The sequence below is a fragment of the Bradyrhizobium sp. STM 3562 genome (assembly GCF_045571435.1).
In the GTDB taxonomy this organism is placed as follows: Bacteria; Pseudomonadota; Alphaproteobacteria; order Rhizobiales; family Xanthobacteraceae; genus Bradyrhizobium.
Window position 1 is genome coordinate 1530138 of the sequence record NZ_CP120694.1, and the last position, 13842, is coordinate 1543979.

The 13842-nt window shown below is 62.8% G+C and carries 12 protein-coding genes; 9 read left to right on the plus strand and 3 right to left on the minus strand.

The window, feature by feature from the left end:
• Positions 1-21: 21 nt before the first annotated feature.
• The 4 genes from P6U23_RS07015 to P6U23_RS07030 all read left to right on the plus strand — a co-directional run bounded on the left by P6U23_RS07015 (position 22) and on the right by P6U23_RS07030 (position 4287).
• Complete coding sequence (locus P6U23_RS07015) at positions 22-813, plus strand: FkbM family methyltransferase (protein WP_407178834.1); 792 nt, start codon at positions 22-24, stop codon at positions 811-813.
• 177 nt (positions 814-990) lie between these two features.
• Entirely contained in the window at positions 991-2316 is a 1326-nt protein-coding gene (locus tag P6U23_RS07020; RefSeq protein WP_407178835.1) for a UDP-glucose dehydrogenase family protein, read from the plus strand.
• 12 nt (positions 2317-2328) lie between these two features.
• Positions 2329-3366, plus strand: a complete 1038-nt coding sequence (locus tag P6U23_RS07025) for an NAD-dependent epimerase (RefSeq protein ID WP_407178836.1) — start codon at positions 2329-2331, stop codon at positions 3364-3366.
• Positions 3367-3504: 138 nt separating this feature from the next.
• A complete protein-coding gene (locus P6U23_RS07030) occupies positions 3505-4287 on the plus strand; it encodes an SDR family NAD(P)-dependent oxidoreductase (protein WP_407178837.1) in 783 nt (260 codons plus the stop codon).
• A 97-nt stretch (positions 4288-4384) separates the two neighbouring features.
• Here P6U23_RS07030 and P6U23_RS07035 read toward each other — a convergent pair whose 3' ends face one another.
• The 3 genes from P6U23_RS07035 to P6U23_RS07045 form a co-directional block, all read right to left on the minus strand.
• Entirely contained in the window at positions 4385-5824 is a 1440-nt protein-coding gene (locus tag P6U23_RS07035) for a hypothetical protein (protein ID WP_407178838.1), read from the minus strand.
• A 211-nt stretch (positions 5825-6035) separates the two neighbouring features.
• Positions 6036-6773: a formyltransferase family protein gene (locus P6U23_RS07040; RefSeq protein WP_407178839.1), complete on the minus strand. Its 738-nt coding sequence runs from the start codon at positions 6771-6773 to the stop codon at positions 6036-6038.
• Positions 6774-6924: 151 nt separating this feature from the next.
• A complete protein-coding gene (locus P6U23_RS07045) occupies positions 6925-9387 on the minus strand; it encodes an HAD family hydrolase (RefSeq protein ID WP_407178840.1) in 2463 nt (820 codons plus the stop codon).
• 63 nt (positions 9388-9450) lie between these two features.
• Between P6U23_RS07045 and P6U23_RS07050 the strand changes: the two genes are divergently transcribed.
• The 5 genes from P6U23_RS07050 to fliS all read left to right on the plus strand — a co-directional run bounded on the left by P6U23_RS07050 (position 9451) and on the right by fliS (position 13753).
• A complete protein-coding gene (locus P6U23_RS07050) occupies positions 9451-9903 on the plus strand; it encodes a hypothetical protein (protein ID WP_407178841.1) in 453 nt (150 codons plus the stop codon).
• Positions 9900-10601, plus strand: coding sequence for an RNA polymerase sigma factor (locus P6U23_RS07055; protein ID WP_407178842.1), 702 nt, complete (start codon positions 9900-9902; stop codon positions 10599-10601). The genes P6U23_RS07050 and P6U23_RS07055 overlap by 4 nt, the downstream gene beginning before the upstream one ends.
• Positions 10602-10741: 140 nt before the next feature.
• Positions 10742-11566 (plus strand): flagellin, encoded by an 825-nt coding sequence (locus tag P6U23_RS07060; protein WP_407178843.1) that lies wholly within the window; start codon positions 10742-10744, stop codon positions 11564-11566.
• A gap of 61 nt (positions 11567-11627) precedes the next feature.
• Entirely contained in the window at positions 11628-13343 is a 1716-nt protein-coding gene (fliD, locus tag P6U23_RS07065; protein WP_407178844.1) for a flagellar filament capping protein FliD, read from the plus strand.
• Complete coding sequence (gene fliS / locus P6U23_RS07070) at positions 13343-13753, plus strand: flagellar export chaperone FliS (RefSeq protein ID WP_407178845.1); 411 nt, start codon at positions 13343-13345, stop codon at positions 13751-13753. The genes fliD and fliS overlap by 1 nt, the downstream gene beginning before the upstream one ends.
• The last annotated feature ends 89 nt before the right edge of the window (positions 13754-13842 follow it).

Sequence of the window (13842 nt, forward strand, 5' to 3'; positions counted from 1 at the left end):
AACAGGAGAGATCAGTCGCAGATGAGTGCCAGGCAGCGAACCAAAGAGCTACTGAAGGAAGCATTCCCGTCAATCTGGCTGCAATGGCATTTCATGCACCGGCCCAAAACGGCGGAGCAGGAGCTCAATTTTCTCGACAGGATCGTTCCGGAAGGGGCCGTCACCGTCGATGTCGGTGCAAACTGCGGCCTCTACACCCGCAAGCTGTCGCGGCTGTCCAGAAAGGTCCATGCCTTCGAGCCGTCGCCCAAGATGGCGGAGCTGCTGCGGCGAACCGCGGCGTCGAACGTGAACGTTCACGAGATCGCCTTGTCGGATCAGGTCGGCGATGCCGAGCTGTTCATCCCCCAGGACAACAACCAGCCGGTCTATGGCCTGGCTTCGCTGGAGCCGCGGCTTGTGGGCTCGAACCAGGCGGTTGTCGCCACGAAGGTGCCGACGGCACGGCTCGATGCGATCGTCCACGAGGACGTCGCCTTCGTCAAAGTCGATGTCGAAGGGCACGAGCTGAATGTCCTCAATGGCGCGGTCGAATTGCTCGAGAATAGTCAGCCGGTGTTCCTGGTCGAGGCGGAGGACCGGCATCGCGAGCAGGCGACTCGGCTGCTCTTCGATTTCTTCGCGCGGAGGGCCTACCGGGGCTACTTCCTCAAGGACGGCAGCGCCTTCCCGGTTCATCAGTTCCAGGTCGAGGAATTGCAGGACGAGACCGTCCTTCTTCCCGACGGCGGACGGAAAAGCGGAACGTCCTACGTCAACAACTTCTTCTTCTTTCCGCGACACATGGATGGAGCGTCGATCCTGAATGGCTAGCGCGCGATGTCGTTTGGTTGAGTCGGCACCTGCTGCGGATTGGGTTCACCTTTCCCCGCTGGGGCGAGGTGAGCCATCGAAGCAGCAACTGAACCTAGTCTCATCTCGCGCTCGCTCGGGGCTTCCCGACAATTCGATCGACAACCTCGAAATACAGATCATCAGGTAGGACCCTCGATGCGCATTGCCATGATAGGCGCCGGCTATGTCGGCCTGGTGTCCGGAGCGTGCTTTTCCGATTTCGGACATCATGTGACCTGCATCGACAACGACGACGGCAAGATCGCCGCCCTCAAAGCCGGGCAGATTCCGATCCACGAGCCGGGGCTCGCGGAACTGGTCGCGAACAATGTGAGCCAGGGGCGCCTCGCCTTCGATATCGACTTGAAGCCCGCGGTCGCCAATGCAGATGTGGTCTTTGTTGCGGTCGGCACGCCATCGCGGCGCGGTGACGGACACGCCGATCTCTCTTACGTCTACGCGGCAGCGCGCGAGATCGCGCGATCGCTCTCGAAATTCACCGTCGTGGTGACGAAATCGACGGTGCCGGTCGGCACCGGTGACGAGGTCGAGCGGATCATCCGCGAGGAAAATCCGGACGCGGAATTTGCCGTCGTGTCGAACCCGGAATTCCTCAGGGAGGGCGCCGCGATCCGCGACTTCAAGCATCCCGACCGGATCGTGATCGGGGCCAATGAAGCGCGCGCCCGCAGCGTCATCACCGAAGTCTATCGGCCGCTTCATCTCAACGCGCCGCCCATCCTCTACACCGACCGCCGCACCGCCGAGCTGACGAAATATGCGGCCAACTCCTTTCTCGCGACCAAGATTGCGTTCATCAATGAAATCGCCGACCTGGCGGAGAAGGTCGGCGCCAACGTTCAGGAGGTCGCGCGAGGCATCGGGCTCGACAACCGCATCGGCATGAAGTTCCTGCATGCCGGCCCCGGCTTCGGCGGATCGTGCTTTCCGAAGGATACGATGGCCCTGATCAAGACCGGTCAGGACAACGAGACGCCGCTGCGGATCGTCGAAACCGTCGTTGCCGTGAACGATCAGCGCAAGCGCGCGATGGCGCGGAAAGTAGCCCATGCCTTCGGCGGCAACGGCAATTTGCGCGGGAAATGCATTGCCGTCCTGGGCCTGACGTTCAAGCCCAACACCGATGACATGCGCGATGCTCCCTCGATCCCGTTGATCACGGCGCTGCAGGACATGGGCGCGGAGATCCGGGCCTTCGATCCGGTCGGCATGCCGCAGGCCGAGAAGGTGCTGGAGAACGTGACCTTCTGCAAGAGCGCCTATGATTGCGCCAAGGGCGCGCACGCCGTCGTCATCGTCACCGAGTGGGAGCAGTTTCGGGCGCTCGATCTCAAGGAGCTTTCCGCCGTCATGGCAAGCTCGGTCATCGTGGATCTGCGCAACATCTATTCACCGGAAGAGGTGATGCGAAACGGCTTCCATTATTGTGGCGTCGGACAGCCGAAGCCGCTGGCCTACTGAGCCGACGCGATCATGGTGTCCGGGACGAATGAAAGCGCGGACGCAAGCGTCCTGGTGACGGGCGCCGCCGGCTTCATCGGCTTCCACGTCGCCCAGCGCTTGCTGCAGGCCGGCCGGCGGGTCGTGGGGATCGACAACCTCAATTCCTATTATGACCCCGCGCTGAAGCAGGCCCGGCTTGATATCCTGGGCAACCACCCTTCGTTCAGCTTCCAGAAATTGGATCTCGCCGATCGCCCCGCCATCAGCGAGCTGTTCGCACGCCATCGCTTTGCTGTCGTGATTCACCTGGCGGCGCAGGCCGGCGTCAGATACTCGCTGCAAAATCCGCACGCCTATGTCGACGCCAATCTCGCAGGCTTCATGAACGTCCTGGAGGGCTGTCGGCATACCGGCTGTCATCACCTGCTGTTCGCCTCGTCCTCATCGGTCTATGGCGCCAATACCAAGTTGCCGTTCTCGGTGCACGACAACGTCGATCACCCCGTCAGTCTTTATGCCGCCAGCAAGAAGGCGAACGAGCTGATGGCGCATGCATACAGCCACCTCTACAGGATTCCCACGACCGGCCTGCGGTTCTTCACGGTGTATGGCCCATGGGGGCGGCCGGATATGGCCATGTTCATCTTCGCCAAGGCCATCATCGAGGGTCAGCCGATCAAGCTGTTCAACAATGGGCAGATGCGGCGCGACTTCACCTATGTCGATGACGTCACCGACGCGCTGGTCCGGCTGATCGATCGCGCGCCGCAGGGCAAGGCGACATGGTCGGGCGCGGCGCCGGATCCGGCGTCCAGCGCCGCGCCGTGGCGCATCTACAATATCGGCAACAACAAGCCGGAAGAGCTGACCCGGGTGGTGGCGATCCTCGAAGAGGAACTGGGACGCAAGGCCGTCAAGGAATTCCTGCCCATGCAGCCGGGAGACGTCCCGGCGACTTACGCCGATATCGACGATCTTGCCCGCGACGTCGGCTTCCGCCCCGCGACCTCCGTCGAGGAGGGTATCCGCCGGTTCGTGGCCTGGTACCGCAGCTATCGGGACTTCTGAGCGCACCCGCGCCGCGCGTGCAATTGCCGGCCTTTCGGAACGGCCGGTTTCGTGCTCATCTTGCGGCTTGCAAATCCATGCGATTGGCGGCGTCGCCGGCTCAGCCAGGCGAGGCGCAGTCATCGAGAAGGCGGGAGCATGACATTATCCGGAAAAGTTGCCGCCATCACCGGCGCGGCGCGCGGCATCGGCAGGGCCTGCGCCGAACGATTCCTGCAGGACGGCGTGAAGGTCGTCATCTCGGATGTCGATGGCGAGGCCCTTGCCAAGACTGCCAGCGAGCTCGGCCGCCCGAATGAGCTGCGCGCCGTCGTGGCCGATGTCGCCAGGCGCGCCGACGTCGACCATCTGGTCGCCTCCGCTGCCAGGGAGTTCGGTCGGCTGGACATCATGGTCAACAATGCGGGCGTTGCTCGCAACCGGGATTTTCTCGAGATCTCCGAGCAGGAGTTCGACGAGATCATCGGGATCAACCTGAAGGGCGCGTTTTTCGGCGTGCAGGCCGCGGCCAGGCAGATGATCGCGCAAGGGGGCGGCGGCGTCATCATCAACATGTCCTCGGTCAATGCGCTGCTCGCGATTCCCTCGCTTGCGACCTATGCCATGTCCAAGGGCGGCATGAAGCAGCTCACTTCGGTTGCGGCCGTGGCGCTCGCGCCGCACGGCATCCGCGTTGTGGCAGTGGGACCTGGAACGATTTTGACGGAGATGGTCGCCTCGGCGATCTTCTCCTCCGAGGATGCGCGGCGCAGCGTGCTGTCGCGAACGCCGGCCCGACGCTGCGGCGAGCGGAGCGAGGTCGCCTCCGTCGTGGCGTTTCTTGCCAGCGAGGATGCATCCTACATCACTGGGCAGACCATCTATCCGGACGGCGGCCGTCTCGTTCTCAACTACACGGTGCCGGTGAACGAGCAAGGTTGAGCAGCGCGTCATTGCGATCCGCCGTCGCTCACGCTCGCAATGACGGCGGATGTTGCGCGCGTACTCTCGACCGCCGCAATGGCGTCGCTGCGGGGCCCTATTCGCTACGCGCCTCCAGCAGCGGGCGCTTGAGAAGCGATCTGCTGTATTTGCCGCTTCGTTTCAATTTGGCGCCGAGCGACGCGTCGGCCAGGCGGAATATCTGCGTCGAGTACGCGGCGGCGGTGGCGGAGTAGATAGGGTGCGCGGCTGCTCCAATCCTGTCCTCGGAAATCGGGAGCTTGCTGAAGGCGTTCAACTGCAGCCGCTCGGAGGGATCGGTCAGCAACACCCAGCTATCGTCGGCAATCTGCATGACGGAATCGACGTCTTCGTCCCAGGCGCACAGCACCACTTCCATCCTGGAGAATCCGCCCGGGTCGGTCGCAAAGGCTCGCGCCGCGGCTTCGATCGCGCCGCTGACGCTCTCGGCATCGCCGGCCAAGACGTCCCGGATCAGCACCGTGATCGCCCCGCCCGTCTGCGATGATCCCTGCATGATCAAATGCGACTCCGGCGCCTGATGCCTGCCGTATCGCCGCGCGCGCTGGAAACGCGACGCGATCAATGGATCCGGCGCGACCGAGGGCTCGGCACGGTCGTATTGAATGACGGCGGGCCGGCCTTTTGCGTTGTCGGCCGCCCGCCAGTAGTCGTCCGGCAGCCAGGCGGTCTCGATCTGGCGCTGCGAGGATAGCAGCGTCCAGGCCTGATCGAGCAGGAAGGCTTCCGGCACGTCGGGATAATCGCGGCTCAGGCGTTGCCAGGTATCGAGCAGCGAGCGCGCCGGCTCGGTCTGATGAAAGAACAGGACCCCCGTTTCCATCTGGCCGGTGCGCGACTTGTAAACCGCGAAGTCGCATCCGATGGCTTGCGGCAGCACGGGGTGCCGGCAGACGGTTGCGTTGGGGGCGATCCAGAAGATGGGACGGTTTGCGCGCTCCCACTGCCGAATGATGAAGTCGATCTTGAATGTCGCGCTCGATGGCGCAGCGACATCGACACCCTCGATGACGCTCTGCAGTCCAAGGCGCGTGAAGTCGGCGGCCAGCCGCTGCGGGCTGTCCTCGAAGGGGAAGGTGCGCAGGAACGATGAAAGGAATAACGTATCTTGCCTGGGATAAAGCCCAGTGGGCACCGAGACGGGTTTGACGCCGCCCCACCAGACGTGATGCGGCGCCGTCGTGCCTTGCGAGCCGATCGAGCCATAGGGATGAAGCTTCGATTTGAGAAAGTCGAATGCGGGATTCTCGCCGAACGGAATGATGATGATCGAGTTCTCGTGCAGCGAGCCGATAAGCATTTCGATCCGGGCCGGATTTTCCGCATTCAAGACGACCACGGCGAGGTCGGGCGCCTCTATGGCGCTGCTGCCGTCCCACACAACGGTGCCGCGATGGCGTCGGACAAGCTGGCGCAGGCGGTAGCGCTGGATCTCGCCGAGGCAAAGCCCATCCAGTTCGCTTTGCGGGGGACACTTTTCGTTTGCATCATTCATGCTTGATCGACCGGGTCATGAGGGCACATGACTGATACGGTCGGCACGCCGAATTCAGGCGAAATTGCGCTGGAGCAGTCGCCGGGCTGAGCGAAATCGGAGGGCGCGCGCTCCGCCGTCATTGCGAGCCAACGGGTCCGCGCGAAGCGCGGCCCGATGACAGGCTCCGCGAAGCAATCCAGACTTTGTCCGCCGATACAGTCTGGATTGCTCAGGCGCGCATTTCGAATGCTGCAAGCGATGGCGCATCGACATGCGGCGGCGGCTCGGCCTGGCGCCCCATCACGCCGTTCAGGTGAAAACGCAGGCCATGCAGGGTGATGGTGAGGGGAATGCCGCGAAAATCATCATCGAAAGCACGAATGCGGCGCTTGAGCTCGGCGGCGCCGATGTTTGCGGGAAGCTCGCAATAGTCGCGATACATCTGCCGGGTGCTCTTGGTTCCGCTCCAGCCAATGGGCAGCGTCGGCAGCGGTCCGGGCTCGCAGGCGATCTCGCGCGCTTTCCGCCAAAACAGGTGGCCAAGGCGCACGTAAGCGATCTGTTCGAGTTCACGCACGCTGATATTGTCTGGAACGACAAACGATTCGACACTGACGATCGGGCCGGAATCCACCTTTGCGGCCATCACGTGCATGGTTGCGCCGAAACGTGGGGCGCCGTCGTAGATCGCGAAATTGGCCGGCGCCCATCCCGGATAATCGGGCGGCCCGGGATGGAAATTATAGGCGCCGTGACCCAACGCCTCCAGCATCGCTTGCGGAACAATGACACCGGTCGTGAAGGCCACCAGCCGCGCGTTGCGCCACACCGCGGGCTCGATCGCGGCAAGATCCTCGAGCCTCAACGCCTTGCGGAACGACAGCGCGGGATTGTGGGCCATCAGGAGAACGCTGAGCGCATGCTGCTGGTGCGGTGTGGCTGTGAGAAGGATGATGGTCTTGAGCATGTGGCTCCTGAACTCGTCGTCTTGCGAAGGCCGAAGCACCCCATCGCCCTTCCGGGGAGGCCGGCCTTCCGCCGTCACGAACGCAAAGCGTTTGCGCGGAGCTCACGCTTGAACAAGAACCGAAGCGGGCGGGCGAGCTTAAGAGACGCCATCACGCCATTTGCTGTTTGAGCATCATGCTCCGCTCGCCCTCTCCGACGGCAACGATGCGGTCGCAGTCGAGCGAGGCCAGAGAGATGGTGTAGATCGCTACCTTGCTGCCCGGCGGGTCGACCCGGACCAGCAGGCAGCCGCGCTCGTCGTCGGCGCGGTAGTGGCGGCCGTTGCGCGCGACGCCGGCAAAGATCAGCCTGTCGTCGGCGACCCGCACGACGTCCGGATTATCGGCGGCCTGAGCTGTGTCCTTGCCCGACTGCACGACAACGCCGTGGATGATGCCGTCGCGCGCGAGCTTGCCGAGCGGAACGGCGATGGTCGCCACAGCCATGTCTCGCGCGATCGGAATGCGCAGCCGCAACTCGCCGAGCCCGCTCTGAAAGACGGTGATCGTCTCGATCGTGGCCCGTCCGTTCGATCCAAACAGTCCGATGCCAAGCGAACCGCACGCCGTCTCGCCGAACACGTTGGGCGGCAGCCGGTTGGTGCCGAACAGCACATAGAGATAGGCATGAGATGAAGAGATGCTCGCAAGACTGCCGGCGAGCCACATCGGCGGCTCGGGGGCCGTGCAGGCGATCGGCAGCCCGCGCGCAATCACCTGATCCTTGACTGTATTGCTGTCGAGCATCGGCACCATCTTGCGCGTGCCGAGATTGATGTCGTGACTGAAATTGCTGAACAGAACGAGCTCATCGTCGTCAGGCAGCAGCAACAGGCGTCCCAATATCGCCGCCGACCAACGCGCCATGACATCGGAGGCTGCGTAGGGACGCAGGCCGTAGCGCGGAGCGAGCCCGCGCGCCTGCGCCGCAAAGGTGCGCGCCCCCGTCTGAATCTCGGCCGCCAAGGCGAGTTGGTCCGCCGGGCAGAGATTGTCCTCGCGAAGGACCTCTCCGTCGCGATAATCGCGCACCGATCCCTCGGCCGCGCAGCAGATCTGTTCCAGCAGCGCGACGTTGCGCAGCATCATGCGCTTGGCATGGGGTGTCACGACGAGGTCGGAGACCAGGCCCTCGGCGGTGTCGCATTCGGCGACATCGTAGAAGGCGTCATCCAGCGACAACAGATAAGTGCCGTGGAGGCGGGTGGTGATGCCTTCGCGATCGAAGATGCGCCGCAATCCCTTCTGTACGCTGCCGGAATAGCCGAGATCGATGAGCATCAAATCGGTGCAGGAGTCAAAATCGGGAATCGTGTTGCGCAGATAATCGAGCAGCCGCTTGCGGATGCCTGCGGCGATCTGGGCGACGTGGCCAGCATCGACGAGGCGGGGCAGGGCGCGGCTGATGTCGCGGCCGGTGGCGACCCCATCCGGGCATTTCGCAAAAAATGCCTTCACCGCCGGCGGCAGGATAGTGAACATCTGTGCAAAGCTCGGCTCGTCGATCTTGCCGAGCTTTTCAAGCAGATCGCACAACGGCTCGAGTGTATCGGCCGAGCCGAGCAGGCTGACGCGGCGATTGATTTCGAGATAGGCCGCCTCTCCGTGCGCATCCTGCCAGATGCGATGTGGCAGGAAACCGTCGCGCCCGAGGAAGCCGATGGCGACGCGTCGGCCCGCCTGGGCGAGCTGCGCGCGGCGCGCCTCGATATAAGCGTCGAAGGCTGTCATTAACGGACCAAGCACGGTCAAGCCGAGATGAAAGCCCGGACGCTTATCGCTGCTGGTTGCGGCGACCACGCGGCGCAAGGTCCGCCCGCCATGATCGAGCCGCGACGGCCGTTCCGGACACAGCAATTCGAACATGGCCGTTTCGCGCTGCAGCTTGGAGGCGAATGCTGCGCTGGCTTGCGGATAATATTGCGGCCGGATTCCGTAGCGCCGAGCGCCCGCGATATCGGCTTTTTCGTTGTCGCCGAAATGGATCGAGCTTGCCGGGTCTATTCCCTGCTCCGCCAGATATTTGGCGAATAGCTTCTCGCCCTTGCCGCTGTCGTGATCGCAGGACGCATAGAGGAAATCCCAGCTCAATTCCGGACTGCAGGCACGCAAGAGGCGCGCGAGTTGTTGCGAGTTCCAATAGGTGTCGGAGATGAAGCCGACGCGGTAGCCGGCGCGCTTCATTTCCGAATATTTCTGAACCATGTCTGGATTGGCGCGGCACAGTTCGAGCTCGGCGGCAAACTCCGCCTCGGCGAGATCATCAAGCGCGCTGCGATCAAGCCCGAACAGCTTGAATGGAAAATAGGAATAGATGTCGGAGATGTGCACTTCCACGGAGTCGCGGCGCTGCCTTGCCTTCTTGCGCGCATGCGCTTCCGCTTGAATGCGATGCTGAACGAAACTCGCGGAAACATTCGGACACATTTCGGAAACGCGTGCAAGCTCGTACACCCGTTCAAACACGCCATCCGGCGTCGTGCATACGCGCAATAGAAATGTATCGAAAACATCGAACGAGCACGCAGAAACATTTCGCGCGCGAGTTCTCGCGTCGACGATCGCGACATTCATGCTGAAATCCCCGCCCGTTCGCGATCATTAAACGTGCAAGCGTGCGAGATCAGGCGCACGCTCATGAAAAAATTCATCGCGCGATTCAAAATCGCGCGCATCGCGACTGACAGATTCAAAAAATCGGATAACGTCAACGCGATGATTCGGAAAAAATTTCCCAGCGCGATTTCATCGAAGACGGCTCCGCTGTGCGCATCGACAAAGCCAGCGGTTGATGCCTGCTCGCGGCCGCTGCCGTCGGGCAATCGCGTGTGGCGACTGCATTTTCCGGCGCGATCATCCTTTTCGCATCCATGCAAAGCGATGCAGGTCGCGGGCGCGGCGACGCCTTGGGCTGCGCCGGGCGATTGGCCAGGTCGGCAGGTTTTGCCGCGCGGGCGGCAAAAAACTCCAGATAAGCCACTGAAAAACAACGAAAAATATTCGCCTGGATTTTCGGGCGAGCCCGTTCAACGCATCGGAAGCCGCGCGGAATGTGCACGATCGGCATTGCGGGTTGGAGAATGGGGATGAACTGGGCGCTTGAGATGAAGGCACCGGCCGAGATCGAGATCACCAAGGCGCCGCTTGCGCCGATCGATCCCGCGCCGCCGTGGAGTGACGGCGTCGCCATCCCTGCGACGGTTCAGGTCGAAGCCACCGATGTTCGCGACGAGGACGCCGAACTGCTGGACCGGCTCGCCACCGGCGATGAGGCTGCGTTCCGCCTTCTGGTCGAGCGCCACATCGATCGTGCCTATGCGATCGCGCTGCGCATCATCGGCAACGCGGCCGACGCCGAGGACGTGGTGCAGGACACCATGCTCAAGATCTGGACGCATCGCGGGCGCTGGCAGCACGGCCGCGCGAAATTTTCGACCTGGCTCTATCGTGTCGTCAGCAATCGCTGCATCGATCTGCGGCGCAAGCCTCGCACCGAGAACGTCGATGTCGTGCCCGAGGTGGCCGATGCGAGGCCCGATGCGTCCAGCGTCATCGAGCGCAACGAGGCGCGGGATCTCCTCGACGCGGCGATGCAGCGGCTGCCCGAGCAGCAGCGCGTTGCCGTGATCCTGTCCTATCATGAGAACATGAGCAACGGCGAGATCGCCGATGTCATGGATACGACGGTCGCCGCGGTGGAGTCGCTCTTGAAGCGCGGCCGGCAGCAGCTTCGCGAGTTGCTGCGCCGGCACGAACGCGACATCCGTCACGCGTTTACGGATCTCTAACCATAAATCACGCTAGCGGCGGAGTTTCCGCCTGATCTTCCGCTGCCGTTCCGTTTGAAGGATGCACGGCGCCGGAACTCGCGTCGTTCGTTATCATCCCGGATGCGGCATGTCATGCCCATCACCACAGGAGCTTTTACATGCCCGTAATTTCCACCAATCTCGCTGCCAACGCCGCAGTGAGCTACCTCAACATCAACTCGCAGCAGGAGACCAGCGCGCTCTCCAAGCTGTCGAGCGGTTCGCGGATCACCTCGGCTTCCGACGACGCTGCGGGCCTTGCGATTTCGACCCGCATCTCCTCCGACGTCACCGTGTTGCAGCAGGCCGCGACCAATGCCTCGCAGGCCACCGCGATCCTGCAGACCGCCGATGGCGGCGCCTCCAACATCAGCGACATCCTTGCCCGTATGGAATCGCTGGCTTCGGAATCGTCCTCCGGCACCACGGTCCAATCCAGCCGCGCCTATATCAACTCGGAATTCTCGCAGCTCATCAGCGAAATCGATTCGATCGCCTCCGGCACGCGTTACAGCGGGCAGAGCTTGCTCGACGGCACCAGCTCCTTCGCGTCAGGCGTTTCGGTCATGGTCGGCTCTTCGGGCAGCGACACCATCACCATCACCTTGTCGAACCTGACCTCGTCATCGCTCGGCGTCAGCTCGCTCAGCGTCAGCACGCAGTCGAGTGCCGTCTCGGCGCTAGACGCGCTCAGCAGCGCTGTTGATACGGTCTCCAATGCCCGCGCCCAGATCGGCGCCCAGGAGTCGCGGTTCAACTTCGCCTCCAGCTCGATCTCGACCCAGACGCAGAACCTGCAGGCAGCGAACTCCGCCATCAAGGATGTCGATATCGCCTCCGAGCAGGCGACGCTGTCTTCGGCCGAGGTGAAGACCCAGGCTGCGGTGTCGGCGGAAACCGCCGCGAACCAGATGCCGCAATATCTGCTCAAGCTGCTCGGCTAACGGGCAAGAAGCCGGGCCGGCATGACGCCGGCCCGGTCTCTCTCATGACGGACCCAGGGCCATGACGGTAAGCAGCGCCACGTCGAGCACCACCGGGACGACCTCCTCGACGTCGAGTTCGACCGGCTCGTCGAGCACGGTGACGACGACCGGAACGACCAACTCGACCAGCGTCGATTGGAGCGCGCTGATCCAGGCCGAAGTCGCTGCCAAGCTGGAGCAGGCAACCACGATCGAGACCAAGATCACCGCCAACCAAGCCAAGATCTCGGCCTATCAGACCTTGCAGACCGATCTGAGCAACCTGGCGAGCAGCCTGCAATCGCTGGCCACCTCGGTCATCAATTCGTATGCGACCAACGTCTTTGCGACGCGCGCGGCGACCATTTCCGCCACCGGCGATGTCAGCGCCTCCTCCGCGCTGTCCATGACCGTCAACAACGGTGCCGCAACCGGCGATCACACCCTCACCATTTCCCAGATCGCCACCGCCGAGAAAGTGATCGGCGCATCGCAATCGGACGAGACCACGGCGCTCGGCTATTCCGGCACCTTCTCGCTCGGCCTGTCCGGCGGCTCCAGCGCCAGCATCACGGTCAACAGCTCGATGTCGCTGCAGGACATCGTCGATGCCGTCAACGCGCAGACCTCGACCACAAACGTAGAAGCCTCGATCGTCCAGGTATCCAGCGGCTCCTACGAAATGGTGCTGACAGCCACCAACGACAATGCCGACATCAGCTATTCCAGCACCTCGGGCGACGACATCCTCAACAAGCTCGGTGTCACCGACGGCTCAGGATCGTTCACCGACGTGCTGCAGCAGGCGCAGCCGGCGAAGGTTTCGCTCGACGGCATTTCGATGACGCGCGATACCAACACCATTTCGGACGTGCTCAGCGGAGTCACTTTTGATCTGCTGCAGGCGACGCCCAGCGGCACCACGCTCAACATTTCGATCGGCACCGATGCCAGCCAGATCCAGTCCGCGCTGCAGACATTCGTGACCGACTACAACACGTTCCGCGATGCCGTGATCGCCCAGCAGGCGCAGAATTCGGATGGCACTGCCGCATCGAGCGCGGTGCTGTTCGGCGACAGCACCATGCGCGACATCATGACCCAGATCGAGCAGGTATTGGGAACGTCGATCGGCGGATTGTCGATGAGCGATCTCGGACTGTCCTTCAACGAGAACAACGAGCTCGAGCTCGACACCAGTGCACTGTCGACGATCCTGGACACCAATCTCAGCGGCGTGACGACGCTGCTCTCGGCGCAGACCACGACGTCCTCGAGCCAGCTCGCCGTGGTCAATACCGGAACCTCGCCGCAATCGTTCACGCTCGACCTGACGGTGGACTCCTCCGGCAATCTCAGCTCCGCTTCCGTCGACGGCGACAGCTCGATGTTCACCGTCAGCGGAAACACCATCGTCGGCAATGCCGGAACCGCCTATGCCGGCATGGCCTTCACCTACACCGGATCGACGTCCCAGTCGATCACCGTGACCTCGACATCGGGTCTCGCGACGCAGATCTACCAGCTCGCCAAGACCTATTCGGATACGAGCACGGGAGCGCTGCAGACGCTGATCAGCAATCTGCAGACGCAGGATGACGATTACCAGAACCAGGTCGATACAATCGAGAGCAACGCGTCGGCCTATCAGACGCAGTTGCAGAACCAATACGCCAACTATCAGGCGGCTATCGAAAGCGCCAATAACACCCTCACCTATCTCAAAGCATTGTTGAACTCATCGAGTAGCGGCTGATGACACAGAACCCGTTTGCCTATCGAGCCAACCAGGCCTATCGCGGCGCGGCGGTCGCCGTGCCGCCGCTGAAGGCGGTGGTGATGTTGTTCGACGGCGCCATCACGTCGTTGCAGAAGTCGGTGGAAGCGCAGGAAGCGCGCCGGTTCGAGGAAGGTCATGGTCACCTGATGCGCGCCACCGCCATCCTGCGCGGCTTGAGCCACCATCTCGATTTCAACCGCGGCGGCGCCTTGGCCGAGCGGCTTTACCAGACCTATAGCGCGTTGATCATGGCCTGCTTGCGTGCCTACGGCCGACCTCGCGCGCGGGAGAATTTTGGCCGCATCGTGGCAAGCCTCGGCGAACTGCGCGAGGCCTGGCAATTCGTGGATGCGACCAGAGGCCCGAAGGCGCCCGGGCAGGGATAGGCTCGCCGAATCGCTTCGGCGCCGCGGCGCTGGATAGAGGCGCTGCGGCATGCAGACGCAGCCTCCCGCCCCGCGCAAATCCCCGGGGA